Annotated in this window: 25 protein-coding genes and 2 tRNA genes; 11 read left to right on the top strand and 16 right to left on the bottom strand. The window is 67.7% G+C overall.

The window, feature by feature from the left end:
- The 8 genes from IEX72_RS05180 to IEX72_RS05145 all read left to right on the top strand — a co-directional run bounded on the left by IEX72_RS05180 (position 1) and on the right by IEX72_RS05145 (position 7,670).
- Positions 1–1,428, top strand: coding sequence for a V-type ATP synthase subunit B (locus tag IEX72_RS05180; protein WP_188786317.1), 1,428 nt, complete (start codon positions 1–3; stop codon positions 1,426–1,428).
- A 114-nt stretch (positions 1,429–1,542) separates the two neighbouring features.
- The gene (locus tag IEX72_RS05175) at positions 1,543–3,237 is read left to right on the top strand and encodes a PAS domain-containing protein (protein ID WP_188786316.1); all 1,695 of its coding nucleotides are present in this window, start codon (positions 1,543–1,545) and stop codon (positions 3,235–3,237) included.
- A gap of 325 nt (positions 3,238–3,562) precedes the next feature.
- Entirely contained in the window at positions 3,563–4,312 is a 750-nt protein-coding gene (locus IEX72_RS05170; protein ID WP_188786315.1) for a bacteriorhodopsin, read from the top strand.
- Positions 4,313–4,658: 346 nt separating this feature from the next.
- On the top strand, positions 4,659–5,474 hold the full coding sequence (locus IEX72_RS05165; RefSeq protein WP_188786314.1) for a lycopene cyclase domain-containing protein: 816 nt from the start codon (positions 4,659–4,661) through the stop codon (positions 5,472–5,474).
- A 4-nt stretch (positions 5,475–5,478) separates the two neighbouring features.
- Positions 5,479–6,600 carry a Brp/Blh family beta-carotene 15,15'-dioxygenase gene (locus IEX72_RS05160; RefSeq protein WP_229663748.1) on the top strand — a complete coding sequence of 374 codons (1,122 nt, stop codon included), beginning with the start codon at positions 5,479–5,481 and terminating at the stop codon, positions 6,598–6,600.
- 34 nt (positions 6,601–6,634) lie between these two features.
- Positions 6,635–7,327, top strand: a complete 693-nt coding sequence (locus IEX72_RS05155) for a V-type ATP synthase subunit D (protein ID WP_188786313.1) — start codon at positions 6,635–6,637, stop codon at positions 7,325–7,327.
- 177 nt (positions 7,328–7,504) lie between these two features.
- Positions 7,505–7,577: transfer RNA gene (locus tag IEX72_RS05150), tRNA-Asp, on the top strand.
- A gap of 20 nt (positions 7,578–7,597) precedes the next feature.
- Positions 7,598–7,670 (top strand) — tRNA-Asp (locus IEX72_RS05145).
- A 201-nt stretch (positions 7,671–7,871) separates the two neighbouring features.
- On the opposite strand, the gene IEX72_RS05140 is transcribed toward IEX72_RS05145, so the two are convergent.
- Genes IEX72_RS05140 through IEX72_RS05130 form a run of 3 tightly spaced genes read right to left on the bottom strand, consistent with a single transcriptional unit; the run spans position 7,872 to position 9,764 of the window.
- Positions 7,872–8,234 carry a fluoride efflux transporter FluC gene (locus IEX72_RS05140; protein ID WP_229663747.1) on the bottom strand — a complete coding sequence of 121 codons (363 nt, stop codon included), beginning with the start codon at positions 8,232–8,234 and terminating at the stop codon, positions 7,872–7,874.
- The gene (locus IEX72_RS05135; RefSeq protein WP_188786312.1) at positions 8,231–8,572 is read right to left on the bottom strand and encodes a fluoride efflux transporter FluC; all 342 of its coding nucleotides are present in this window, start codon (positions 8,570–8,572) and stop codon (positions 8,231–8,233) included. Before IEX72_RS05135 ends, IEX72_RS05140 begins: the two co-directional genes overlap by 4 nt.
- A 28-nt stretch (positions 8,573–8,600) precedes the next feature.
- Positions 8,601–9,764 (bottom strand): ATP-binding protein, encoded by a 1,164-nt coding sequence (locus IEX72_RS05130; protein WP_188786311.1) that lies wholly within the window; start codon positions 9,762–9,764, stop codon positions 8,601–8,603.
- 75 nt (positions 9,765–9,839) lie between these two features.
- On the opposite strand from IEX72_RS05130, the gene IEX72_RS05125 reads away from it, so the two are divergent.
- Positions 9,840–10,292, top strand: a complete 453-nt coding sequence (locus tag IEX72_RS05125; protein WP_188786310.1) for a DUF7382 domain-containing protein — start codon at positions 9,840–9,842, stop codon at positions 10,290–10,292.
- An 18-nt stretch (positions 10,293–10,310) separates the two neighbouring features.
- Here the strand turns inward: IEX72_RS05125 and IEX72_RS05120 are convergent, their stop codons facing one another.
- Positions 10,311–11,588 (bottom strand): tRNA(Ile)(2)-agmatinylcytidine synthase, encoded by a 1,278-nt coding sequence (locus tag IEX72_RS05120; RefSeq protein ID WP_188786309.1) that lies wholly within the window; start codon positions 11,586–11,588, stop codon positions 10,311–10,313.
- Between the two features lie 184 nt (positions 11,589–11,772).
- On the opposite strand from IEX72_RS05120, the gene IEX72_RS05115 reads away from it, so the two are divergent.
- Positions 11,773–12,750, top strand: coding sequence for a transcriptional regulator (locus IEX72_RS05115; RefSeq protein ID WP_188786308.1), 978 nt, complete (start codon positions 11,773–11,775; stop codon positions 12,748–12,750).
- 79 nt (positions 12,751–12,829) lie between these two features.
- Here IEX72_RS05115 and IEX72_RS05110 read toward each other — a convergent pair whose 3' ends face one another.
- From IEX72_RS05110 to IEX72_RS05085, 6 genes are all read right to left on the bottom strand, one after another.
- Positions 12,830–13,087: a glutaredoxin family protein gene (locus IEX72_RS05110; protein WP_188786307.1), complete on the bottom strand. Its 258-nt coding sequence runs from the start codon at positions 13,085–13,087 to the stop codon at positions 12,830–12,832.
- A gap of 78 nt (positions 13,088–13,165) precedes the next feature.
- Entirely contained in the window at positions 13,166–14,581 is a 1,416-nt protein-coding gene (locus IEX72_RS05105; protein WP_188786306.1) for an aryl-sulfate sulfotransferase, read from the bottom strand.
- A gap of 217 nt (positions 14,582–14,798) precedes the next feature.
- Positions 14,799–16,187, bottom strand: coding sequence for an NCS2 family permease (locus tag IEX72_RS05100; protein ID WP_188786305.1), 1,389 nt, complete (start codon positions 16,185–16,187; stop codon positions 14,799–14,801).
- Between the two features lie 87 nt (positions 16,188–16,274).
- Complete coding sequence (locus tag IEX72_RS05095; RefSeq protein ID WP_188786304.1) at positions 16,275–16,994, bottom strand: phosphoribosyltransferase family protein; 720 nt, start codon at positions 16,992–16,994, stop codon at positions 16,275–16,277.
- Positions 16,995–17,085: 91 nt separating this feature from the next.
- A complete protein-coding gene (pyrE, locus tag IEX72_RS05090; protein ID WP_188786303.1) occupies positions 17,086–17,613 on the bottom strand; it encodes an orotate phosphoribosyltransferase in 528 nt (175 codons plus the stop codon).
- Between the two features lie 238 nt (positions 17,614–17,851).
- A complete protein-coding gene (locus IEX72_RS05085) occupies positions 17,852–18,394 on the bottom strand; it encodes a CDP-2,3-bis-(O-geranylgeranyl)-sn-glycerol synthase (RefSeq protein WP_188786302.1) in 543 nt (180 codons plus the stop codon).
- A 120-nt stretch (positions 18,395–18,514) separates the two neighbouring features.
- Between IEX72_RS05085 and IEX72_RS05080 the strand changes: the two genes are divergently transcribed.
- Positions 18,515–19,102, top strand: coding sequence for a DUF502 domain-containing protein (locus tag IEX72_RS05080; protein WP_188786301.1), 588 nt, complete (start codon positions 18,515–18,517; stop codon positions 19,100–19,102).
- Between the two features lie 51 nt (positions 19,103–19,153).
- On the opposite strand, the gene IEX72_RS05075 is transcribed toward IEX72_RS05080, so the two are convergent.
- The 6 genes from IEX72_RS05075 to IEX72_RS05050 all read right to left on the bottom strand — a co-directional run bounded on the left by IEX72_RS05075 (position 19,154) and on the right by IEX72_RS05050 (position 26,398).
- Positions 19,154–21,133: a DUF460 domain-containing protein gene (locus IEX72_RS05075; RefSeq protein ID WP_188786300.1), complete on the bottom strand. Its 1,980-nt coding sequence runs from the start codon at positions 21,131–21,133 to the stop codon at positions 19,154–19,156.
- 69 nt (positions 21,134–21,202) lie between these two features.
- Complete coding sequence (gene rnz / locus IEX72_RS05070) at positions 21,203–22,141, bottom strand: ribonuclease Z (RefSeq protein WP_188786299.1); 939 nt, start codon at positions 22,139–22,141, stop codon at positions 21,203–21,205.
- A 400-nt stretch (positions 22,142–22,541) separates the two neighbouring features.
- Positions 22,542–23,318 (bottom strand): ABC transporter ATP-binding protein, encoded by a 777-nt coding sequence (locus tag IEX72_RS05065; protein ID WP_188786298.1) that lies wholly within the window; start codon positions 23,316–23,318, stop codon positions 22,542–22,544.
- Positions 23,315–24,145 (bottom strand): ABC transporter ATP-binding protein, encoded by an 831-nt coding sequence (locus IEX72_RS05060; protein WP_188786297.1) that lies wholly within the window; start codon positions 24,143–24,145, stop codon positions 23,315–23,317. The genes IEX72_RS05065 and IEX72_RS05060 overlap by 4 nt, the downstream gene beginning before the upstream one ends.
- Positions 24,138–25,463 carry a branched-chain amino acid ABC transporter permease gene (locus IEX72_RS05055; RefSeq protein WP_188786296.1) on the bottom strand — a complete coding sequence of 442 codons (1,326 nt, stop codon included), beginning with the start codon at positions 25,461–25,463 and terminating at the stop codon, positions 24,138–24,140. The genes IEX72_RS05060 and IEX72_RS05055 overlap by 8 nt, the downstream gene beginning before the upstream one ends.
- The gene (locus IEX72_RS05050; RefSeq protein ID WP_229663752.1) at positions 25,460–26,398 is read right to left on the bottom strand and encodes a branched-chain amino acid ABC transporter permease; all 939 of its coding nucleotides are present in this window, start codon (positions 26,396–26,398) and stop codon (positions 25,460–25,462) included. Before IEX72_RS05050 ends, IEX72_RS05055 begins: the two co-directional genes overlap by 4 nt.
- Between the last annotated feature and the right edge of the window lie 146 nt (positions 26,399–26,544).

The following is a 26,544-nucleotide window of genomic DNA, read 5'->3' as shown; positions in this document are numbered from 1 at the left end:
ATGAGCAAACAGTACCAGACCATCACGGAGATCAGCGGACCGCTGGTGTTCGCCGAGGTCGACGAGGACATCGGGTACGACGAGATCGTCAAGATCCACACCCAGCAGGGCGAGACCCTCCGCGGCCAGGTGCTCGAATCCTCGGAAGGCATCGTCGCCATCCAGGTCTTCGAGGGCACCTCGGGGATCGACCAGAAGGCTTCGATCGAGTTCGAGGGAAAGACGATGAAAATGGACCTGACGGAGGACCTGCTCGGGCGGGTCCTCGACGGGTCGGGCCGGCCGATCGACGGCGGCCCGGACATCGTCCCCGACACGAAGGAAAATATCGTCGGCGCGGCGATCAACCCCTACTCCCGGGAGTACCCCGAGGAGTTCATCGAGACGGGTGTCTCCGTCATTGACGGCATGAACACGCTTGTGCGCGGGCAGAAGCTCCCGATCTTCTCGAGTTCGGGCCAGCCCCACAGCGAACTCGCCATGCAGATCGCCCGGCAGGCCAGCGTGCCGGAGGAAGAAGCAGACGGCGAGGGTGAGGGCTCGGAGTTCGCCGTCATCTTCGGTGCCATGGGGATCACCGCCGAGGAGGCAAACGAGTTCATGGAGGACTTCGAGCGGACCGGCGCCTTGGAGCGCTCGGTGGTCTTCATGAACCTCGCGGACGATCCCGCAGTCGAGCGGATGGTCACCCCGCGGATGGTGCTCACCACCGCGGAGTACCTCGCCTTCGAGAAGGACTACCACGTCCTCGTGATCCTCACGGACATGACCAACTACTGTGAGGCGCTCCGGGAAATCGGGGCCGCGCGCGAGGAGGTCCCCGGCCGGCGTGGCTACCCCGGGTACATGTACACCGACCTGGCGCAGCTCTACGAGCGGGCCGGCCGGATACAGGGTCGTGAGGGGTCTGTCACGCAGATCCCGATCCTCACGATGCCCGGTGACGACGACACCCACCCGATCCCGGACCTAACCGGGTATATTACCGAGGGACAGATCTACGTCGACCCCGACCTCAACAGCCAGGGGCTCGAACCCCCGGTGAACGTCCTCCCCAGCCTCTCGCGGCTTATGGACGACGGTATCGGTGAGGGCCTCACACGCGAAGACCACGCCGACGTCTCCGACCAGATGTACGCGGCGTACGCGGAGGGCGAGGACCTCCGCGACCTCGTGAACATCGTCGGTCGGGAGGCGCTGTCTGAGCGTGACAACAAGTACCTTGACTTCGCCGACCGGTTCGAACAGGAGTTCGTCGACCAGGGCTTCGACACCGACCGGGCGCTGGTGGAGACCCTCTCGATCGGGTGGGACCTCCTCTCGATGCTTCCGAAAGAGGAACTCAACCGTATCGACGAGGAGTTCATCGAGGAGTATTACCGCGAGGACGGGAGCGAAGAGACCGAAGCGGAAGCGACCGCCGACTGACGCCTGACGGCACCCGTGCGGTCGCGGAGCCACCGTGCCGGTTGCTAGCGAGTCGGATCCGGACGGCTGATGCGCATCACCCTGATTTTTAGTCGTTCGGACGCTCAATCGCGTATGGTACAGGGACGGGACTCGGGAGCCGGCATCGGGGCCGATGGCGATCCGGCAGCGAACTCAGCGAGCACTGACACCATCGACGAGTCGCTGAAGACCCGGACAATGGACGAGGCACCCATCGGGATCACGGTCGCGGACGCCACCGAACCCGAGATGCCGCTGGTGTACGTGAACGCCGCGTTCGAGCGGGTCACCGGGTATCCCCCAGAGTACGCGGTCGGACGGAACTGCCGGTTCCTGCAGGGAGAGACGACTCGCGAGGAGCCGGTCGCGGAGATGCGCGCGGCCATCGAGGCGGGGGAGGCCACGTCCGTCGAACTCCGGAACTACCGCCGGGACGGCGAGTTGTTCTGGAACGAGGTGACCATCGCTCCCCTCCGAGACGAACGGGGAACGGTCACCCACTACGTCGGATTCCAGCGGGATGTCACCCGTCGGAAGCGGGCCGAGCGGGCAGCCACCGAGCGCGCCGCCCGGATCGAGCGCGAGCGGAGCACCCAAGAACGGCTGCTCGAACGGCTGGACGGCGTCGTCGCCAACGTGACCGAGGCGGTGACACGCGCCGAATCGCGGAGCGACCTCGAGTGTGCGGTGGTCGAGAGCATCGACTCGACGTACGCCGGGGCGTGGATCGGCACCTACGATCCCTCGGAGTCGGAGATCGTTCCGCAGGAGACCGCCCTTACCGCCGGCTACGGCGTCGGTGACCGGCGGTTTCGGGTGCACCAACCGCAGGCGGACGGAAGCGAGGCTGCGGGCGAGCGGGCGGCAGCCACTCCGGTCGATGCGACCGCGGCCGCGGTTTCGAGTGCGGTAACCGACCAGTACGTCCACATCAACCCGATCACCGCCAGTGACGTGACGGCGACCGCGGCGGTGCCGCTGCACTACGGCAACGCCACGTACGGCGCGATCGGAGTGTACACGCGGGCTGACGAGGGGTTCGACAACCACGAGCGCGCCATCCTGACCGCGTTGGGGCGGACGGTGGCAACGGGGATCAACGCCCTTGAGAACCAGCGCACGCTGCAGGGCGAAGGCGTGGTCGAACTCCGGTTCGAGATCGGGGACCATCCGCTGGTCGGGGTCGCCGCGGCGGCTGGGTGTCGGTTCGTGTACGCCGGGAACGTCGGCGATCGACAGCAACCGTCGATGCTGTTCGAGGCCGCGGCCACGACCAGCAGCCTCGACCCGGCAGCGGTTCGGACGGCCGGCGGCGACGCTGTCGACGTCCACAGCGTGTTGGAAGCCGACGGAGAGGGGTCGGTGGTGGAACTCTCGGTTATCGACGCGACCTTACAGTCCATCCTGACGGACCACGGCGGCGAACTCCTGTCGCTGTCCGTCGACGAACACCTGGCGACCGTGACCGTTGAGGTGGGACAGGAAAACCTCGCACAATCGTTCGTTGACGCGGTCGACGCCGCGTTCGAGCGGGTGGAGTTGGCGAGTTACCGCCGGCGGGAACACCGCGCCGAGACCCAGCGGGGGTTCGTCGCGGACCTCAGGTCGGAACTGACCGACCGGCAGTACGCCGCCCTGGCCAGGGCGTACACCGCGGGGTACTTCGAGTGGCCTCACGACACAACGGGCGAGGAGATCGCCGAGGCGATGGGGATCGGCCGGTCGACGTTCCACCAGCACCTTCGGGCGGCACAACGGAAACTCGCCGGCGCGATCATCGACTCCTGATACTGTCGGCTATAACTACGTGAAGGTTTTCGACACCCCGGGGTGTCGAAATACGTCACGCGACTATAGCCGACAGTATGAGACCGGGCACGCGCACGCCTCACACTCCACCACCCGGGGGTGGCTGGAAGTGCCGGGAGCGACCGGTCTGGGAAGCGCCCCGAAGCCGCCTCTTGTGCAGCCGTTAACCAACGGAACAGGGCGGTCGACGGTGTGTGAACCAGTGTCTACTGTGCACCCAACAGAACTCCGGACGGCGAGAGGGTTTCCTAACTAGTTGTGTATGCTGCTTATTACGATGACCTAATATACTACTAATTGTACTATGCCACAACCCGGAAGCGAAGGAATTTGGCTATGGATAGGCACGCTCGGAATGTTCCTGGGGATGCTGTACTTTGTCGCCAGGGGCTGGGGTGAGTCGAACAGACGGCGTCAGGAGTTCTATATCGTCACGGTCTTCATCACCGCCATCGCGTTCGTAAACTACCTGTCGATGGCGTTGGGATTCGGGCTCACGGAGGTAACCCTCGCCAGCGGTCAGACGCTGGACATCTACTGGGCCCGGTATACTGACTGGTTCTTCACCACGCCGCTGCTACTGCTCGACCTCGCGCTTCTCGCCGGTGCGAACCGGAACGAGATCTCCGCGCTGGTCGGCCTCGACATGCTGATGATCGGCACCGGTGTGCTGGCGACGCTGACGGCCGGTCCGGGCGCGCTCTCGGACGGCGCTCGTCGCCTGATCTGGTGGGGCGTCTCAACGGGCTTCCTGCTCGTCCTGCTGTACTTCCTGTACGGCTCGCTCGACGAGAAGGCCCAGCGGCTCTCGGGTGACGCCGCGTCGACGTTCGGTACGCTCCGGACGCTGATCGTGGTTGTGTGGCTGATCTACCCCGTGTGGTGGATCGTCGGCACCGAGGGACTCCAGCTCATCTCGCTGTACATCGAGACCGCCGGCTTCATGGTGCTTGACCTGGTCGCGAAGGTCGGCTTCGGGATCATCCTGCTGTCGAGCCGCGAGGTCCTCGACGCCGCCGCCGAGTCCAGCGCGAGTGCGGAAGCCGCCGACTGAGCATTGATGCGCGGGGCCGCCCCGCGTCCGCGGTAATCTGTTGCGGTTTTTTTCGATCTGTCACCACGCGGCCGGTAGGTTATCCGACACCGCGTGTCGAGGGCCGCACGGCACAGATGGTCTGATACCCGCCTCCGGCTGCGGCCGGAGAGACTCCGGACGGTGGAACAGGAGGGTGTGTAGTCTGCGCCGTCTCCCGGCGTGGACCGTCCGCCCCCGCAGTCGAACTCCGGCTGGGGTGTCGGCGGTGGGTTGCAGGTCGGCGTGTCGGGTGCATCCCGCGCCGTTCGGCGCGGGTGTCCTCCTTGCTGTTTTTAACCCGTCGGTGCGTACGATGTCGACACTGATGAACGTCGGTTTCAGCTACCTCCAGTTTCACCTCGCGTTTCTGCTGCCGGCGGTGATGCTGCTTCTTGTGACCGGGTTTGTGAGCCGGACCCGGATCACCGACACCACCGCCCGGTGGACCGACGGGTGGCGCCGGTACTGGGCGGGAGTGGTGATCATTACCGTCGTGGCGCTCGTGTACACCACGCCGTGGGACAACCTCCTCATCGCCAGGGGCGTGTGGTGGTACGGGGAGGGGCGGACCATCGCGACCATCTGGGAGGCGCCGCTCGAGGAGTATCTCTTCATCGCGGTGCAACCGTGGTTGACCGCGCTGTGGCTGTCGCACCTGTCGTTCTCGACCGAGTGGCCGGTCGCGACTCGGCCGCGCGCGAGTCGGGTGGTGATGCTCGGCGTCGCGGTCGCGGTCGGGATCGCGGGGTGGCAGTGGCTCGGGTCCGACGCGACGTTCTACATCGGGGCAATCTCGGCGTGGGCCGCGCCGGTGTTGGGGCTCCAGTGGGCGGTGGGTGCGCCGCAGCTGTGGGCGCGCCGGCGGGCGGTCGCGGTCGGCACCATCGTTCCGACGTTGTACCTGTGTGTCGCCGACCGGATCGCGATCGAGTACGGGATCTGGATCCTCTCGGAGCAGTACACAACGGGAATCTCGGTCGCCGGACTCCCGATCGAGGAGGCGGCCTTCTTTTTTGTGACGAACCTCTTCGTGATTCAGGGGCTGGTGCTCTACCGGCTGGTGACGGCGAAGTGGGGAATCGAGGCGCTCTCTGGGTGGATCGACGACCGTCGGGCACGTATCGAGCGCCCCGAGGCGTAACCCGATGGACCGGTCGACTCCCCCGGCGGAAGCGACCGCGGACGACGCCCCCGGTCGGCGGGGCGGAGCCACCGACATGTCGGCGGGCCCCGTGACCGGACGCCCGCTGATGCTCGCGATCGGCGGTCGGCCCGCCTGGCTCGCGGTCGGCGGGCTGACGATGGTGGCCGCGGCGGCGACGGTGGCAGGTGTCTCGGTGTCGGTGCCGGTGTGGGCGCGGTACGCGCCGCTGGCGGCGAGCCTGCTGGTTTTCGGGCTCCCGCACGGGGCCGTCGACCACCTCGCCCCTGCGCGTGCCACGGGGGAGCGACCCACCGTCCGGTCGGTGTCGGCCGTGGGGGTCGCATACCTCGTCCTCGGCGGCGCCTACACCGCAGCGTGGGTGGTCGCACCCGCGGCGTCGGCGGTCTTCTTCGTTGGCTTGACGTGGTTCCACTGGGGACAGGGTGACCTCTACGCGCTCGAAGCGTTCGGCGGATCCCACCTCGGGGGGCGCCCGCATCGGGTCGCGACGATCTTGGTGCGGGGCGGACTCCCGATGTTGGTGCCGTTGCTCCGGTTTCCGGAGCGGTACCGGGACGTGATCAACGCGTGGGTGGCGCTATTCGGTGGGGGTGTCGACGCTGCGTGGGTGACGGCGCCGGGCCCGCGGCTGGCGTTGGGCGTCGGGTTCGCTGCCCTGACCCTCGGGACGCTGCTCGCAGGGTGGCGACGCGGCGGTGGCCGGGAGTGGCGCCGCGACGCCGCCGAGACGGGGCTGTTGTGGGCGTTTTTCCTGCTGGTCCCGCCGGTGTTCGCGGTCGGGGTGTACTTCTGCGTGTGGCACTCACTCCGGCACATCGCTCGGTTGGCGGGCGTCGATCCCGCGTCCGGGGCCGCGTTCGCAGACCGGGGGGCGATCGCCGCACTGGTTCGGACGGGCCGGGACGCCCTGCCCCTGACGGTGGTGTCGATCGCGATGATCGCCGGTGTCGTCGCGGTCGTCGGCGTCGGGACTGACCCGGGGACGTTGACCGCGCTGTACCTCGTGTGTATCGCAGTCTTGACGCTGCCGCACGTCGCGATCGTGACCCGGATGGACCGAGCCGAGGGCGCGGGGCTGAGCCGCCGAGCCCCGGAACAATAAACAGTTAACAGGATCGGGGCGTAAATCCCCGGTAATGGCCAAGGACGTCAAACCGACCCGGAAGAACCTGATGGCGATCGAGGATCGCATCGAACTCTCCGAGCGCGGCCACGACACGCTGGAACAGAAGCGTGACGGGCTGATTATGGAGTTTATGGACATCCTGGAGCAGGCCCAGGACGTGCGGTCGGAACTGGATGCGAACTACGAGACCGCCCAAGAGACGCTTAATATGGCGCGGGCGATGGAAGGTGACGTCGCGGTCCGCGGCGCCGCGGCCGCGCTGAAAGAGCACCCGGAGATCACTACCCAATCGAAAAACATCATGGGTGTGGTTGTTCCGCAGATCGAGTCCTCGCGGGTGAAAAAGAGCCTGGATCAGCGCGGGTACGGGCTGCTCGGGTCCTCCGCACGGATCGACGAGGCCGCCGACGCCTACGAGGAGCTTCTGGAGACGATCATCCTCGCCGCGGAGGTTGAAACCGCCATGAAGAAGATGCTCACGGAGATCGAGACCACGAAGCGCCGGGTCAACGCCTTGGAGTTCAAGCTCCTGCCGGACCTCAACGAGAACAAAGAATACATCGAACAGAAACTCGAAGAACAGGAGCGCGAGGAGATCTTCCGGCTGAAAAAGATCAAGAACAAGAAGGAAAAAGAGGCGGCCGAAGCCGAGGCCGAGGCCGAAGCGGAGGAGGCGACCGCGACCGCCTCCGCGGACGACTGAGACGGGCAGGTTTTCCTGTCGGGGGCGGTTCTTTTTTGCGTGGCAGCCGGGCTCGGTTTCGTGTCGGATCGAACCGCCGGCGCCAGCGATGTGGCCGTCGCCGGACCGGCCGGCGGGTGCGCCCCGAACACATGATAAGTCTTAATTAGACTACCGGGTAACTGGAAAGTGAAGCAAGCCCGGGTGGTGTAGTGGCCCATCATACGACCCTGTCACGGTCGTGACGCGGGTTCAAATCCCGCCTCGGGCGTTTTGCTTCGAGCGTGGCCTGCCCGGGTGGTGTAGTGGCCCATCATACGACCCTGTCACGGTCGTGACGCGGGTTCAAATCCCGCCTCGGGCGTTCTCGCGACGAACGAAGTGAGGAGCGGAGCGAACATACCGTGGATTTGAATCAGGGAGCGAACGAAGTGAGCGACCGAGGTTCAAATCCCGCCTCGGGCGTTCTCGCGACGAACGAAGTGAGAAGCGGAGCGAACATACCGTGGATTTTTGTCAGGCAGCGAGCGGCCGCGGCTCCGCCCCGAACGCCTCCAAACCCCACTCACACCCCGACCAACACCGATCCCAGTCCAACCCCCGCCAGCGCCGCGACCAGCGTCCCGGCGGCGTCCGCGAGCGCGAGGTCGACGCGACCGGTATCGAGCGCCCGGGAGACGTTGACCGCGAACGACGAAAACGTCGTGAACGCGCCACAGAACCCCGTTCCGATGAGCGCGAGCGTCGCTGCCGGGGGCGACGCCGCGACGAGCGCCCCGAGGAGGGTACTCCCGACGACGTTGACCGCGAACGTACTGCGCCGGCCGCCGTTGAGCAGGCCGTCGACCGCGTGCCGAGCGAGCGCGCCGGCGGCGCCGCCGACCCCGACCAGGATCGGCGATGGGATCGCGTCGAGTGCGGCGGTCACGCCACTCGCCTCCCGACTACGAGTCCGAGACCGGCGGCCACAACGCCGAGGGCGTAGGTGGCAGCGACGTTTGCGGCGCCGGCGGGGAGGCCGAGCGACGCCGACTCGACCGCGACGGTGCTGTAGGTGGTGAACGACGAGAGCAGCCCCGTCGTGAGGAACAACCGGAGTCGCCGGGAGTGGACCACAGCGACCGTGGCCGCGAGCGCGAAACTACCGGCCACGTTGACGAGCAGGGTCCCGCCGGGGTCGACCACGAGCGTCCCGACGACGTACCGGGCGATGGCGCCGAGGGAGCCACCGAGCGCGATCACCACCGGCGCGAGCCTATCGGCCATCAGGTGGTGGTAGACCGGATCCGACTCGTCAGTTTCGGTCCGTCGCCGTGCGGCCGGCCGAACGGACGGACCCGAGAGCGGACGGGTCCAATGGGGACGACGAGGCACGGGGGCTGTCGCCGCCGTGGGGCGTGTCGCGCTCGCGGATCGCGACCGTCCGGACCGCTTCGGCGGTGTCGTCGATAACGAGCGCCTCGCCGGGCGCGGTCGGCATCGACTCGGACAGGGCTTCGTCGAGGTACGCCGGGTCCGCGGCGGCGAGTGCGTCGAGATCGGGGCCGGCGGTGAGTCGGTGGACGATCCGAAGGTCCGACTGCGACACCGCGACGTCGGGGAGCGCGCTCGGGCGCTGGGTGGCGGCGACAACCGAGACACCCGGCGCCCGGCCGCGCGTGAGGATCCGGTGGAGCGGCGCGCTCGCGACGCCCGAAAGGAAGGCGTGAGCCTCGTCAACCACCAGCCACGGGAGCCGGTCGATGGTCGATTCGGCCGCGCCTGAACCCCCGGCCGCGCCGACACGGCTTCGATAGAGCGCGGCCGCCACGCCCGCAACGATCGCGTTCGCGGGCGCGTCGTCGAGGCCGGAGCAGTCCAGGACGGTCGCCTCGCCGCCGGCGAGCGCCCGGGTGTCGAGCCCGTCAGGATCGAACACCGCCCACGCCGCGGCGCGGCGGAGCCGGTTCCCCGCGGCGCGGACGGTGGCCGGGTCGGCGTCAGCGTCCGCGACGACGGACCGCATCTCGGAGAGCGTCACAGCCGTCGACGCAGCGTGCCACACGAGCGCCCCCACCGGGTCGTCGGCGTCGGCGCCGACGAGCGCCGGCCAGCGTTCCGGCGGGACCGCGTCGGCTCTGACAGTCGGGTCCGTGACAACCCTCGCCGGAACTGGGTCGGCGTCGGCAGCCGACTCGGCCGCCAACCCGCAGAACACGCCCATCGGGTCAATGACGACCGGCGCGACCCCGTGGGTTCGGGCGGCCGCCTCCGCGAGGACGCCGAGGGTGTATGACTTGCCGTAACCTCGCTTGCCGACCACGAGTCCGGCGTGTGGCCGGTCGAAGTCGACCGCGACCGGCCCGCCACGGCTCCCGTCCCGCGCGCGGTGGTGGCCCAAGCGCCCGGTGTACGCGGCGGCGTCGGACTCGCTGTCGATATCGTCGGTCGGCGCCCGCCCGAGGATCTCGGTGCGCATCGGCGGTACTGGCCGCGTTCTGTCTTGTAATCCCTCGTCCGGAGGTTTATATATGAGACCGGGACCACCGCCGGTGTGCTCGAAGAACTCAGGCGGTTCGCGGCCGACGACCGTGCGATCGAGGGGCTCCCGATCAGGCTAGTGATCGCGTTAGTGGTGGGCGTGGCAACTATGAGTGTGATGTTGAACATGCTGTCCGGGGCCCAGGGGCTCGTGGTCTCGGAGCTCGACGTCCGACCCTCGCCGGACGTCGTCGAACCTGGCGACCACGAACTGGAACTGACCGTGGTTGACGACGACGGCGATCCCGTTGAGGGAGCGACGGTGATCGTGAAAGACGGAAGTGCGGAGGTTGACGGCGTGGCGACGGCAACCTCCGGCGGCGACGGGGTCGCGACCGTCACCGTCGATGCGCGAACGCGTGCGAACCAGGAAACCGGAACCCTGAGCATAGACCTGAAGCCGCCGTCCGACGGCCGGTTCGTCGACAGACGCGCCAACACCGATATCTTGGTGGTGTCCGGGTGACGGGGCACTGCGGGTGACTCACCGCTCCGGGTGGGCCGGCGCGTCGAACCCCCCGCGGACCAGCGGCTTCGCGATGTGGCGGCGCGCACGGGGCGGGACTTCGTACCACCCGACTTCGAGGTCGCGGTCGAGCGTGACCGTCGCCCGCTCCGCGGCGGTAGTGCCGCAGTCGCGGCACCGGTACCCCTGGTCGCGGCCGGCGCTCTCCATCGTCCGGCCGCAACCGCTGCAGGTGGGTGTCGTGGATTCGGTGCGGCGCAGCGACCGAACGGCGAACTTCTCGAGTTTGACCGTCCCGCCGCTCACCTCGCCGCAGACGGTGAGGTCATCGCCCGGTCGGAGCCCGCGGATCCGGTCCCGGAACCGCTTCGTGGGCTCGAACGCAACGCAATCGACCCGGGAGGCTGGGTCGGACCGGTCCCGGAGCGCGAAGAAGACGTGACCACCCTGTCGGGTTTCCGGGTCCGATGCGACGGTCCCGTCGACGCGGTAGGCGCCGCCGTCGCGGAGATCCCCAACAGTGCCGTCCCGGAGGTGGGCGTCGGTCCCCTGGTTCGTCAGAAACGTCGCCGCCCGCTCGACCGGCTCACTTCGGATCCGGTCGGCGACGGCTTCAACCGCGTCGGGGTCGTCGCCGCGGATGCCATACAGGATTGGGCCGGGGGCGTTCGGGACGCAGACCGCCTCGCCGGCCGTCCGATCGACTGTGTCCCACACCGTCGGATACGCCGCTTCGGCCGCGTCGAACACCGACGCCTCGTCGACCTCTCGTGGCGTTCCGCACCGATCGAACTCCCGGTAGGCGATACGTTCGTGGGTCCACGTGCCGTTTGCGCCCCACGCGCCGACCGCCGCGAGCGCGCCGATCTGCCCTCGACCCCCGGACCACCCGCGGTGGCGGTAGCCCACACGATCCGCGAGGTCGACCGCCGACTCGCGGTCGAGGATGTCACGAACCGCCCGGCGGGAGAACGACCGGACCGCGTTCGGAACCTCGTCGGGACTGCCGGGGGCGACAACGACGCCGGGGCTGGTTCGGGGGTCGTCGGTCTCTGCGAGCGGGTCCAGCTCCGCGGCCGCGAGCGAGAGGGCACGGTCGGGGTCGGCGTCGGTGTGGAGCGCGAGCGCGGCGTTACCGCGGGTCTTGTGCTCAACCGCGGGGTTGAGCCGGATCAAGAGCTTCCGGCGAACGCTCGCGCCGTCGGCGCCGAGCCGCGCTGCCAGCCGCGTCGCAAGGTAGGTCGTACACATCCCTCGTGTCCGTGAGTCGGTGTCGTCCACCCCGATAACCGTCATCCCGCTGGAATAGTCGGGGCGGGGGCTAACCCGTTTCGGGTCCCGGCGGTGTGGGCAGAGGTTGCAGGCGGCGGCGCGGGGTCGGCTCGCCGCGCCACGGGCGTCCGAAAGCCCGGGAAACCGGCCGACAAGCCCGGAATCGGCGGCACAACGTATATATGCGCTCCGTAAACTATATACAGGTATGTCTCGGTCTGCACTGGTCGGAAACGTCACAGCGATGCTCGAGGACGCCGGGTTCCTCGTCAGCGACCGGTGCGCCATCCGTCCCAAGAGCTTCGACGTCGCCGCGCGGCGTGGCGAGGACCTAGTGCTGCTGAAGGTGTTGGGGAACATCGACGCGTTCGACGGGACCACCGGCGGGGAGATGCGCCGCCTCGGGGCGTATCTGAACGCGACACCGATGGTGGTCGGACTCCGCGCCCGTGACGAGGACCTAAAGCCGGGCGTGGTGTACTTCCGCCACGGAGTTCCTGTGCTCAACCCGGACACCGCGCTCGAGCTGTTCGTCGAGGGGGTCCCGCCGCTGATCTACGCCGCTCCGGGCGGCCACTACGTCAACATCGACGGCGACCTCCTGGCTGACGAACGTGAGGAACGCGGGTGGAGCCTGGGCCAACTCGCGTCGGAACTCGGCGTCTCCCGGCGAACGGTCTCGAAATACGAGGACGGCATGAACGCGAGCATCGAGGTCGCAATCCAACTCGAGAAGATGTTCGACCAGCCGTTTTCCAGCCCGGTCGACGTGATTGACGGCGCCGACGAGGTCCGTGACGCCGAGCCGACGCCGGACGACCCCGACCCCGAGTCCGACGACGAACACGTCGTGACGGTCCTGACGCGTGCGGGTTTCACCGTCCACCCCACCGCCCGCGCCCCGTTTAAAGCCGTCAGCGAGGACGACGGGGGGCGACGCGGCTTCGCGCGGATGCTCACCGGCCACTCCGCGTTCACCCGGAGCGCGGAGAAACGCGCCCGGATCATGTCCTCACTCGGCGAGGTGACGCGGACCCGATCGGTCTACTTCACCGAGGGCGACTCGAAGCGCGACTCGGTCAAGGGGACCGCCCTTGTCGGCTGCGGGGAGTTGGCTGCGATCGACGACCCCGAGGAGATCCGCGACCTCATCCGGGATCGGTCGCAGGAACCCAGCGAAGCGTAGTCGGCAGGAGGAATCGCTGCGCGGGCCCGCGGCTGTCGTCCGCAAGCGTGTCGAAAACGGCGGAGTCGCCCAGCGCCGGTCAGTTCGCGGCGTTGCCGTACGTCGTTTCGAGGTACGCGACGATGTCGTCGCTCTCGGGCATCCCCTCGACGTCGTGTTCCTCGTCGACAAGGACCGGAACGCCGGTCTGGTCGCTGACCGCCTCGACCTCGGTGCGCTCGCTGTGCGCCGAGGGGACCATGATCGAGTCGTACTCCAGCTCGAGTTCGTCGAGTTTGGAGATCACTTTCGCACAGTACGGGCAGCCTTCGAGTTCGTACAGCGTGAGGTTTGCCATCACCGGTTGTAGGGGGTCGGCGCTAAAGAATCACGGGGTCGAGTGTACGACGGGCACACGGGAGACGCGGTGTGGCGGCTATTCGCCGAACCGTTCCCGGAGGGTTGCGGGGAGGCGTCGACCGCCGGCGAGGAGCCGCCGCCTGTGGACGACCACCTCCCCGCCCGCCCACGCGAGCCCGATCAGGGCGGCGCCGATCGTCCACGCGAGGTCCCATCCGGTCATCCACACTGGTCGGAGCCACGGCGTGACGTGCGCCCACCGTGTGGCGAACTCGTTCATCGGTTCTTCCAATAGTGTGTCGGCGAACGTGGCACGGACCCGGCCGTCGAACCCGACGCTGCCGCCGCCGCCGGCGGTGAGGTTCGCGCTCCCGGTGATGGCGTACGAGCCGCTGGCGTTCATGTCTCGGATTGTCGGCCCGGAGGACTCGGGGGGCGTACCCATCCGCTCGGCGTCGTACGGGCCCCAGGTGGCGTAGTACTCCCACACGACCTCACCGGTCGGCGTGACCTCCATCACGCGGTGGTTGAGCGTGTCCGTGATCAGGGTGTTGCCGTTGCGGAGGCGGTCGGCGTCACGCGGCCAGTTGAGCGACTCGGCGCCGACCTCCCAGGTCCGGACCCACTCGCCGTCTTCCTTCGCGTACTCGACGACGCGGTTGTTCTCGCTGTCGGCGACCAGCATCGTGGGCGTGCCGTTCTCGCTTTCGAGCCAGTCGGGATTGTGCTGCTCCCGGAGCACGTCGTAGTTCTGGTCGCTCCCCAGCCGCTCGACGACCTCTTTCGATTCCATATCGACGACGATGGCCTGGTCGAAGTTGCGGGGCGACAGCAGGAGCCGACCGTCGCCGACCGGGTCGACGTCGTTGACGTGGGTCCAGTCCTCGCTGTAGCCGCCGTCGGTGCTCTCGGGGTAGTGGTTCCGGAAATACCACTCCCAGGTGAACTCGCCCGACGAGCGGTTGTAGACCACGACCCGGTCGTCGCTGACGCCCGTCGACTCGTTCCACTCGCGCATGTTTGCGACCGCGATGCGGTCGTCGCCGAGATACGCGACGTCGTGGGTGTCGGTCATGTCGAACCGCTCCTGCCAGACCCGCTTTCGGGTGTCGGGGTCAAGCTCGAAGACGACGGTGTCGCCCGCCCGTGGGGAGGAGACCAACAGGTTCCCGTTCGGCATCGGGTCGACATCGAAGAACCACGCACTGCCGCCGACGGTGTCGTCGTGGGTCCACCCCAGGTCGCCGCGCTCGCCCACCGAGACAAGCCGGGCGGGCTTCTTCGGGTTGGTGTTGCCCTGAAAGGTGTACCCTTGGACGCTGATCACGGTCGAGTCGTTTGCGGACTCGGCGACCGTCCCCTGTTCGAGGTCGGTCGTCTCTGCTGGGTCGTACGTGAGTGCCGACACCGCAGAGGGTGCGAGGAGGCCGACAACGGCGACGAGGATGACCAACCGGACCGCGTTCGCCCGGGAGAAAGCGGGAGCTCTCACGTCTCCGAGTGTGTGTGTCGGTTATGAATGACTTCCGGTCCGGGGAGGTACCGGGTAGCAGCGGAAACGGCTCCTGAGCGTTCTTTGTGCGAGCGTGGTCGTATCTACCGGGGGTGAGACGCCAGCCGGCGGGCCCCGGCGGACGACGCGGGACCCGCCAGGTCACGGCGTGATCGGTCACACGACAGACGGAGGAACCTGGCGACGACTGGCGACGCTACAGTTGCCCCGTGAGCACCCCGCCGGTGCGGACGACGAAGTAGACCACGAACGCACCCGCGAGCGCCCAGTGGCCGGCGCGGACGTCGCGGCCCTCGCCGGCGGCGAGTTTGACAAGCGGGTACGACACGACTCCCGCCGCGATCCCGTAGGCGATAGAGTACGTAAAGGGCATGATCAGGATCGTCATCCCTGCGGGAATGGAGTGAGTGAGGTCGTTCCACTCGATGTCGATGACGTTCCGGAGCATGACGACCCCGATCACGACAAGCGCGATGTGGGAGGCATACAGCGGGATCGCGGCCGCGAGCGGGACCAAGGCCAACGAGGCGACGAACAGACCCGCGACCGTGAGCGCGGTCAGCCCGGTCCGGCCGCCCTCCTCAACCCCGGAGGCGGACTCGATGTAGGTGGTCACCGTCGAGGTGCCCAGCGCCCCGCCGACGGTCGTCCCGATCGCGTCGGCCATGAGCGGCCGGTCGATGTCGGGGAGTTCGCCGGTCTCGTCGAGGAACCCCCCGGCCTGGCCGACGCCGACCAGCGTCCCGGCGGTGTCGAAGAAGTCGACGAAGAAGAACGTGAACACCACCAGGGCGAAGGTGAACGCCTCGACGTTCGCGAGCCCGGAGACGAACGCGCCCGCGAGCGGGGTGATGTCGTAGGTGACCGTGGTGGTGCCTGCGACCAGCCCGGCATCGGGGGCAACGGGGCCGAACCGCGTGAGAGCCCACCCGGCCACGGTGGTCGCGGCGATCCCGATGATGATCGATCCGGGAACGTCGCGGGCGTAGAGCCCCAGCGTGAGGAACAGCCCGAGCACCGACAGAATCGCCACGGGGTTCGACGCGACCGACCCGAGGGTGATGAGCGTCGCCTCGTCGGCGACAACGATCCCCATCGCCTGCAACCCAATGATGGCGAGAAACAGTCCGATACCCGTCCCGACCGCGAACTTCACCGGGTTCGGGAACAGCCCGATCACGTACTCTCGTGCGCCGATCGCTGTGAGCGCGACGAAGAGGAGCCCCTCAACCACGACCGCAGCGAGGGCGGTCTGCCACGGGACGCCGAGTGCGCCCACAACGGTGAACGCGAAGAAGGCGTTCAGTCCCAACCCGGGCGCCTGGGCGAACGGGCGGTTGGCGTACAGCGCCATCACGAGCGTCGCTGTCGCCGCCGCGATGATCGTCACGACAGCGAGCATCGACTGCACCTCTCCCTGGGGGACCCCCTGTGGCGTGATCGCGCCCGAGAGGATCGCGGGGTTAACCACGACGATGTATGACATCGTCAGGAATGTCGTCGCGCCTGCGAGGAGTTCGGTCCGGACGGATGATCCATGATCTTGGATACCGAAACGGTCTGAGAGGGAATCAGCCAGGCCCATAATACACGTCTGAGCATAGCCGACATCAGGTCGATAAACGTTTCCATCGGTCCTCGTGGCGGTCGGTCGCGCCGCGGCGCTACGTGGTCACTCGGGAGCGAACGTCGAGAGCGCACCGACAGGGGCGTCGGTGAGTCCACGCACGCGATCGAGGCCGTCCCCCCCGACCGCGATGAGCGCGAGGACGCCCGCCACCGTCGTCTCGGCCTGGTCAGCGATGTCGAGAAGCAGGGTTTGGGTCTCCCCCGACCGGATGAGGTCGTCGACCACCAGGACGGTGTCGGTCGGGGACAACGCCCGGGCCGGAAGGTAGTATGTGAGTTCCATCCCCGGGGAGACGCGCTGACGGGATTCGATGAACTCCTCGACGGCTGTTTCCTTTGTCTTTTTTGCGTAGGCGACGCGGGCGTCGAAGTGACTCGCCATCGCGGCACCGAGGGTGATGCCGTCGGTGGCGGCGGTCAGGACCACGTCCGGCCGGTCGAACTCAAGGGTGTTGGCGGCGACAGGCGCGACCAGATCGAGGAAGGTCTGGTCGAACACCACCGCTGAGTTGTCGACGTACCCCCCGTCGTCGGACTCGATTCGGGCTTCGAGTTCGGCGGTCAGGGCGTCGCGGCCGGTGCGCGCGACGAGGTCGTGGGCGCGCTGGGTCCCCGGGAGGACGTGGCCGTTGACGTACCGGTTGAGGTCGCCGGCGGGGAGGCCCGTGAAGTCGGCGAGTTCGTCGTAAGTCCGGGTCTGTTTGAGCATCCGCAGGATCGCGACCGCCTGGAGTTGGAGCGCCGCCTTCTCCGCTCTGTTCATACGTCATCCTGGGACGATTCGTATGTATGAATATACCGATCCGAAATGAGGGCTGAAACACCACGAACGTGCGTTTTCGTCCGGGGGACGCTCAGTCTCGTCCGTCTGCGAGGAGGTCTTCGGCGGTCACCAGTGATTCGAGTTCCACGCCGGCGTCGGCCAGCAGACCCCGCGCACCCTCGTTGCGGTCGACAACGACGAGCACCCGCTCGACCGTCGCGCCGGCCTCCCGGAGCGCCTCAACCGCTTCAAGCGCGCTCCGACCGGTGGTAGCGATGTCCTCCAACACCACAACCGACTCGCCGTCGGCGAGTTGTCCTTCGATCCGGTTGCCGGTGCCGTACTCCTTGGCCTCCTTCCGAACGATGACGTAGGGCGCGTCAGTTTCGGCGCTCGTGACCGCCACGAGCGGCACCGCACCCAGGGCGACACCCGCGAGCGTGTTGCCGCCGAGCCGGTCGGCGAACGCCGACGCAATCGACCGGAGGCACCCCGGATCAGTCTCGAAGAGGTATTTGTCGACGTAGTAGTCGGAGGTGCCGCCGTGGGAGAGCTCGAACTCCCCGAACCTGACCGCGTCGGCCTCCCGGAGCGCCGCGACGAGTTCGTCGTTCGTCATTGGTGGAGTAGGCGGCGGCAACCCGCTTAAACCGGACGGTTCGGGGTGAGGGGTATGGTGACAAACGCAGAATAGTGTGCAGTATCGGGAGCCGTGGCGGTGCGGGGCGGTCGCCGCCAGCACCAGCACCGCGAGGCGAGCGAACGCGAGCCTCGCGGGATTTTTTGATCCGGATTTTTTGTCCGGCGGGTTCCCGCAGCGAGCCGAGCGAGGAAACCCGCTGGATAAAAAAGGTGGATTAGTAGGGCTCGTCTTTGAGCCCCAGCAGGTACGCGACCCCGTTGGTCACGACGTGAAGAATGGGTGTCAGAACGATCACGACCCCCAGCACGGGGAGTGTGAACGTGTCGGTGACCCACCCGAACTCCGGGAGCGCAGCACACACCAGGGCGCCAGCGACGAAGTCGAGTTGGTCGACAATGGGGAACGCCGCGCCGCGCTCGCGGCCGGTGCGTCGCTTCAGGAACGACGCGGAGATGTCGCCGACCATCGCGCCGAACGCGAGCCCGACCGCGGCGAGTGGCGGGAAGGTGGGGAGCGAGACGCCCGTCGCCGCGGCGGCGGCCGGAGCGGCCCGATTCAGCGCGAGCGCGAGCGCGATGCCCGCGGCGGTGCCGACCGCGGTCCCGCGCCAGGTCTTGCCGTCGCCCAGAAGCCGGCGGCCGTTGACCGTCCAGCCGCCGTCGATGGGCGCACCGCCGCCGGCAAGAACGGCCGCGTTGTTCGGTACGTACGCCGGCAGCATCGCCCAGAACGCGACGGCGACGAGCGCGTGGAGCATACGTGGGGGCTCCACCGGCGACGACAAAGGCTCCCCGGTTCAGGCTGAGGTGGGTGCGGACGGCGGCGCGGACCGCGGGGTCGGTCATTTTAATCCGGGGGCGTGTGTAGGTTGCGGCAGATGTCTTCCTGGAGGCGCGACTTCGCGAGCGGGCTGATCGTGTTGGCACCGATCCTCGTCATCCTGCTCGTGTTGAACTACCTGTACACCCAGATCGTCGACCTCCCCGTCATCCGCGGGCTCCGGGAGCCGTTCGGCTTTTTCGTCGCCGTGATCGTCTTCACGATGCTGGTACTGTCGGTCGGCTACCTCATGCGGACCACGGTCGGGCGGCTGTTCGAGACGTACCTCGACGCCGCGATGAACCGGGTGCCGTTGATCCGAGTGCTGTACAACGCCTCGAAGCTGGCGGTCGAGACCGCGGTCTCAGGCACCGACGACCTCCAGAAACCCGTGAAGATCGAGCCCTGGAGCGGGATGCGCACGACCGCGTTCAAAACAGGCAAGACCACCGACGACGGCCGGATTGTGCTGTTCATGCCCACCGCGCCGAACATCACTACCGGATTCGTGATGGAGGTCGACCCCGGTGACGTGACCGAAACCGACGAGACCGTCGAGGAGGCGCTGACACGGGTGTTGTCGGCGGGCTTCGGCGAGCAGGAGCCGACGTCGCCGATCGAGATCGACACCCGATCCGAGGAGTGAACAGCGTGAACAGCCGCTGCGTGCGACGCCCACGCGCGGCTTCGTCCGCCCCTACCGGCTCTCGCTTCTCGTTTCTGCACGGTGCTCGGAGATGATCTGATCAACCATCGACGCCTTCCGCTCCCGACGGCGTTCCGCGGCGCGGCGCTCCCAGTCGCCGAGTGCGGCTTCGATCTCGGACTCGCGGGCGACCGCGAGTTCGTCGACTTCTTGAATCGTGATGTCGGCGGCGGGCGCGACCGGGATCCCCGCCTCAAACAGGATTCGGTCCGCCACCTCCGAGAGTCCGCTGCCCGACCGGAGCACGATCCGTGGGTCGACATCGGCCAGCCGCTGGGCGGTCGAACGGCCCGCGCCGGAGGCGTCCCGGAGGTAGACCACATCGCCCGCGGCCAACCCGAACTCCGTGTCAGCGGCCTCGATCGCGCCCCCGGTGAACTGCTCGATCACCTTCACCGGGACGAGGTCACCGTCGGTGTCGACGTCCGAGAAGTTGGAGTGATCCAGCTTCCAAAGCGCTTTCAGGCGTTCGAGCTTGTCGTCGAGGGCGTCGTTTTCGGCCTCCAGTTCCTCGACGCGCCGCTCCAGCCGGCCGTTTTCGCGTTCCAACCGCTTGACCTCGCGTCGCTCGCGGGCCTCCCGGCGCTCTTCGCGTTTTGCCTCGGTGAGTTCGTGTTCGTACTCCTCGATCGTCTCGTCTCTCTCTGCGATGGTGTCGTTGAGGTCCGCAACGTGGGACTCCAGGCGGTCGACTCGGTCGCGAAGCCGACGGATCTCCTTTTCGTCGTCGGTGAGTTCCCGCTCTTCGTGGTCGGACTCGTCGGTCTCGTCGTCCTCTTCGTCCCGGAGCTCCCGCAGGGCGGCCTCGACAGACGCCTCGCTCGCGACGACCCTGGAGATGACCTCACCCCGCTCGACGTCCGGCGGCACCTTCCGGGAGATGCGCTCGAACTGGTCGGCGTGGTCGTCGACGGCGAAAAGCGCCGCCGCCAGGGCGTCGCGCTCGTGGTCGTTCTCGTAGGGCTCCTCGCGGGTCCGGTGGAGCTTCTCGTCGACCGGGAGATCGGAGTCTGGGGTCCACTCCGCGGCGTCGAAGCTGCGGCGGAACTGCTCGACCGTCTCCGGGATCGGCGTCACGTCGGCGGCGACGATCACCGGCCGGCCCCGTTCGATCAGCCACTCGATCACGTCGGCGGTGTCGGCGGTCCGGGTGGAGTACACGTCCAGAACCGAGCCGTCGAGACCGACCACCGCCGCAGCGGTGGTGGTTCCGGGGTCGATGCCGACCACCACGCGGTCACGCCGTTTGACCACGGGCTCGAACTCGATGCCGTCTCGGCGCTCCCGCTCGATCTCGACGCGCGTGTCGCCGGACCGCCCGCTCGACACCGGGATCTCCGAGGGTGGCGCCGCCACGGTGAAGACGGCGTTTGCGTACCCCCCGTACTTTTCGGTGATGTCGACCTCGAACTCCAGGTTCGCCTTCTTTAGGCGGCCTTTCACCTCGCGGGTCCGGCGCTTCACCGACCCGTGAATCCGGCGGGTGAACCGGTCTTGACTCCACCCGCCGCTGCCCGTCGAGCGGCCGCGTGAGACCTTCACTTCGGTCGTGTCGCCGAACGCGGTCACCACACTCCCGACGTTCGCCGCCGCGAGCCGCGCGGCAGCCTCCGCCTCCTCCATCGGCTTCTTGCCGTAGGGGACGCCGTGTCTGGAGGCGACCCGCGACAGCGGCTCGGGGCGTTCGGCGCCCGTCACCTGCACCAGGGTGGTCGGCTCCGGGAGGGCCTCGAGAAAGCGGACCAACCCGTTCTTGTCGGCGGCGAGCTCGTACATGTTGTCGGTCGCGAGCATCCCCGGTTCCTCACGGTCGAGCAACCGGCGCAGCTTCCGGTGAGAGACCACGTCACGATCAATGTTCTCACCGTCGAACGCCACCACGGCGTAGGAGGGCGAATCGCCGCGGACGTCGCCGCTCTGGATGTCCACGCCGAAGACGAGGGTGTCGAGCGCGCTCGTCCGGTCGTTCACACTATGGGTTGGGCGTGTGTGGATATATATGCCACGGCGCGGGGGTCCGCCAGCCTCGCTGGCCGACAGCTACGCCTCGTCAGGGTACGGAACCTCCACCGTGTGGCCGTCGTCGGGGAGGAACACCTCGGTTCCCCCGGCGGCCGCCGACGCGGCGTCGCGTTCGATCGGCGAGGCGTCGCCAGCGTACCGCGAGGAGGCGTGCACCAGCCCCAACCGCTTCGCCCCGGCGCGGGCCGCGATCTCGGCGGCCTCCCGCCCGGTGGCGTGGCCGGTTCGTCGCGCCCGCTCGGCCCACTCGTTGTCGAAGGTGGCGTCGTGAACGAGCAGGTCGGGCTCTTCAGCGACCGTCACGGTCGCATCCGCCGGTCGGGTGTCGCCGGTGTAGACGAACCGCCGGCCGGGTCGGGGGTCGCCGACAACGTCCTCGGGGCGGACCACCGTCCCATCGTCGAGTTCGACGGCCTCGCCGTCGTGGAGCGTGCCGAACTTCGGGCCGACCGGGACGCCGAGTTCTTCCGCGCGCTCGCGGTCGAACCGCCCCCGTCGATCGGCCTCGATCAGGGCATACCCAACGGAGGAGGCGTTCCGGTGGTCGGTCTCGAACGTCCGGACCTCATACGCCGCGGCGTCGAGCGCGACGGTGTCCGGCCGGAGTTCGTTGATCGTGATCGGGAACTCCGGGCGGTAGCCGCCGGCTTCGATCAGGCTCCGGAGGTGCGGTTTCGACCCCGGCGGACCGTAGAGCGCGAGCGGCTCCTCGCGGCCGTTGAAATCGAGCGTCTGGATCAGCCCGGGGATCCCGAGGACGTGGTCGCCGTGGAGGTGGGTGACGAACACGTGTGAGACCGCAAACCCGGTGCCGAACCGCATCATCTGGCGTTGGGTCCCCTCGCCGCAGTCGAACAGCAGCCGCTCGCCGTCGCGCTCGACAAGCAGCGCGCTCGGCCCCCGCTCGGTTGTCGGGACGGCCCCGCCAGTCCCGAGAAACGTCACGCGCATCGACATACCTGGGCTGGGTGACGGCGGGGTAAACCCGTGTCGAATCGGCACGAACGCTCGAAAACGGGCGGCTGTGAGGCGGTGACCCCGGACCCCCACACCCGAGGGTGGGGTATCGACCACCGATCGGACACCGAAAGGCCGCGTGAGACCCCGCGTGACTGGTCGGTGGTGGTCGTCCCAACGCCGAGGCGGTCGGCAGACAGCCGCTGCGGCGGTGTCTGTCGGCGGGACTCCGCCCCGTGTGACGTCGGCGCCGCTTCGCGTCGGGCCGCGGTCGCTCGACACGTCGACGTGGGGATCGCCACACCCGGTCTGCTCCCCGAGCGACCGGTGTCGTTCCACGGGACACCGCGTTGCGCGTTCCGCTCCGAACCCACTCGGAGGAGACGGCACCCGCCGCCGGCTACCCGCCGAGAAACTCCTGGCGGACCTGCTCGTCGTTCAGCAGCACGTCGCCGTCATCCATATACCGGTTCTGGCCGTTCGCGAGGACGTACCCCCGATCGCACCGCCGCAACGCCTCTTTGGCGTTCTGTTCGACCATCAGCACGGCGGTTCCGGCGTCGTTGATCGCGTCGATCCGGTCGAACATCTCGTCGACGAGGTCCGGCGCCAGCCCCGCGGAGGGCTCATCGAGGAGGAGCAGCGACGGCTCCAACATCAGCGCCCGGCCCATCGCGAGCATCTGCTGTTGGCCACCCGACATCGTGCCCGCCTTCTGTGACGCCCGCTCCTCGAGAATGGGGAACCGCTCGAAAACCGCTTCAAGAGCGTCCTCAGGGAAATCGTCCAGGATGTACGCGCCCATCTCGAGGTTCTCGCGGACCGTGAGTGACGCGAAGACGTTGTCGTTCTGTGGGACGTAGCCGATCCCCTCGCGGATGATCTCCTCCGGCCGGAGTCCGGTGATGTCTGCACCCTCGAACGTCACCGTACCGCCCATCAGGTTCGTGAGCCCGAACACGGATTTCATGACAGTCGACTTCCCGGCGCCGTTGGGGCCGACGATGGTGACGTACTCCCGGTCTGCGACGTTGAGGTCAACATCGGTCAGGATCTGGAGGTCGCCGTAGCCCGCATCGACCTCGCGGACTTCGAGCAGCGCCTCGCTCTCGCGGTCCGGAACCGTCTCCTCGGGGACCGCTGCATCCGCATCACCCGCCGCGTCCTCGGCGCTCATACGTTCCCCCCCAGGTAGGCCTCGATGACCTCCTCGTTCGCTTGGATCTCCGCGGGAGCGCCTTCCGTGAGGATCTGCCCCTGGTGGAGGACGATGACGCGCCCGCAGTTCTCCATGATCAGGTCCATGTCGTGTTCCACGAGGAGGAAGGTATACCCCTGTTCGCGGAGTTCGTGGATGTGCTCCAGCAGCCGCTTCTCCAGGGAGGGGTTCACCCCCGCAAACGGCTCGTCTAAGAGCAACACGTCGGGATCGGTGAGCAGCGCACGCGAGAGTTCGAGCAGCTTCCGCTGCCCGCCGGAGAGGTTGCCGGCGTACTCCTCGGCGAGGTGGTCGATGTCGAAGAACTCGAGCACCTCCCAGACCCGCTCTAGGAGCTCCGACTCCTGATCGATCACCTCGCGGCGAACCCCCGGCGTCACCGACCGCCACAGCGACTCGCCGCGCTGGCCCTTCGGCGCCAACATCATGTTCTCGAGGACGGTCATGTCCTGCAGCTCCCGGGCGATCTGGAACGTCCGAACCAGCCCGCGGTTCGCGATGGCGTGCGGCTCCAGTCCGGTGATGTCCTCGCCGTCGAACGTCACCGTGCCGGCGTCGGGGTCGAGCATCCCGGTGATGAGGTTGAACGTGGTCGATTTCCCGGCGCCGTTTGGACCGATGAGCCCGGTCACACTCCCGCGCTCAACGCGGAAGGACGCGTCTTCAACCGCGGTGATCCCGCCGAACGCCTTCCGGAGCCCCTCGGCCTGTAGCGGGTACTCCTCGTCGATGCCCGGCCCGCCGGAGCCGAGGGTCAACCCACCCGACTCCGCGGCGTCACTCATCGTCGCCACCCCCGCCGTCGGCCGCCTGTCGCTTCTGTGCCCGCTGTGCGGTCAGCGGAATCCCGGCGGCGGTCTCCTTGCGGTGGCCGAGCATCCCCTCCGGACGGTTGTGCATCAGCCAGATGAGCACGAGTCCCATGAACACCAACTGGAGCTGTCGGACGCTGTCGAGGGTGTAGAAGAGTAGTGGTGCGGGGTCGAGAGTCGAGAACAGCGGCGCGACCGCCGGCCCGAACCCCGACGGCGCGTTCGTGCTCGGGAGCACGGCGTCGATGAGGTTCTTCAGCGTGCGCGGCCCCTGATACAGCAGGGCAGCGAAAACTGCGCCGCCGAGAACACTCCCGGTGTTCGACCCGGCGCCACCGATAATCAGCGCGATCCAGATGAAAAAGGTGATCCGGGGGCGGAAGGTGTTGGGAGTGACCGCACCGCTCCGCATGAACCAGAGAACGCCCGCGAGCCCCATCAGTGCACACCCGAGCATGAACGCCTTGATTTTGAACCGGTTCGTGTTCTTCCCGAGGGAGTTCGCCACGTCCTCGTCCTCGCGGATCGCCTTGAGCACGCGACCGAACGGCGACTCCCCGGTGCGTTTCAGCAGCCAGAAGTACGCCGCGACGAACCCCAAAAGGAGTGCGCCGTAGACTAACCCGTCGACGATCGGCTTCGGGTTGGTGGGGATGAGAACCCCGAACGCGTCCACCACCCCGAGGTAGGCGTCCCAGAGCCCAACGACCGAGAAGAACGCCTCGATCGGGTCGGTGTAGTCCAGGATGAGCCCCGACCCGCCACCGAACCCGACGCGCTCGCCGAAGAGTTGGAACTGCTGGAAATCCCCGGATAGAAACGAAAAGCGGACGATCTCCGACATCGCGATCGTGACGATCGCGAGGTAGTCCGCGCGGAGGCGGAGCGCGGGTAACGCAACCACCAACCCGAGGAGCGCAGCCGCCGCCATCCCCGCGAGCATCCCCACGACGATGGGGAGTCCGAGCCCGCCGACCTGCGACGCGCCGCCGGCCTCGTACAGTGGCTTCGAGACCAGCGCCATGACGTAGATCCCGACCGCCATAAATCCGACAATACCGATGTTGAACAGCCCGGTGTACCCCCAGTGGAGGTTCAACGCGAGCGACAGCATGGCGAAGACGCCGATGAAGAAGGTCAGCGTCGCAACGGTGTTGAGCTGCCCGCGGAGGGAGAATCCGAGCCCGACACCCGCGAGTACGTACGCGGCGTAGATCACGAGCAGGACTGCCACGATGGCCCCCGTGTCGCCGCCGGGGATCCGGGCGACCACGTCGTCGCGCACGCTCACGCCGTCGACCTCCCGGAGAAGATCCCTTCAGGTTTCACCAGTAGGATGACGATCATCACGAAAAACGCCGCCGCACGGGAGAACGCCGAGGGGATCCAAATCACCGACATCGACGCGGTCAGCCCGATCGCGAGCCCGCCGACAATAGCGCCGTAGACCGAGCCGATCCCGCCGAGAATGACCGCAGCGAAGATGAGCAACAGCAGGAGCCACCCGTCGTTGAACCCGAGGGTCCCCTTCCAGAGCACGAACATGTACCCCGCGACGCCGGTGAGCCCGCCGCCGATGATCCACACCGCCCGGACCACCCGTTCGGTCGGGATCCCGGTGATCTGTGCGAGATCCTCGTTGTCCGCCATCGCCCGCATCGCCTTCCCGAGGGTGGTGAGCTGCAACAGGAGGTGAACGCCGAGCATCAGCCCGCCCGCAACGACCACCAGCGCGATGTCGTGGGCGTTGATTCGGACGACCCCGTCGACGAAGTACAGCGAGACCGACGGGGGCTGTGCGGTGGTGCCGCGAACGCTCGAACTGAAAACGAACTGCATGATGTACCGGAGCGCGAACGCCACCCCGATGCTTGTGATGAGCAGCGTGATCCCGCTCTCGTCGCGAATGGGTTTGAACACCGTCCGATCGATAACCACCGCGAGCGCGACGGTGAATCCCCCCGCGACGAGGGCTCCGGCGACGACCGCGAGCGGGGTACCGGTGACGCCGATGCCGAGCGTCCCGCCGAAGACCGACCCGCTCGCGCCGACCAGAAACAGCGCCCCGATGTCGGCCCGCCCGAGTCCGGCGACCACGTACGTCGTCGCCCACCCGGAGAACGCGCCGGCGGTGATGTAGTCGCCGTGGGCGAAGTTTGCGAAGTTCAGGATGCTGTACGTCATCGACAACCCGATGCCCGCGAGCCCGATCACAAGCCCGCGCATCAGCCCGTCCCACATGAGAGACCCGACGCCGCTGAACGAGTTGTCGCCGGTCGCTAACCCGACGCCCAAGTCGAACAGCAGGACGGCGACGACGAGCCCCAGGATGATGGACCCCGGGCGCGCGACCGCGGCCTGCCGCCCGCGAG

The organism is Halobellus salinus, from assembly GCF_014646875.1.
GTDB lineage: Archaea > Halobacteriota > Halobacteria > Halobacteriales > Haloferacaceae > Haloquadratum > Haloquadratum salinum.
Note: the sequence above shows the minus strand (reverse complement) of the source record. Positions and strands in the feature narration are given on the sequence as shown.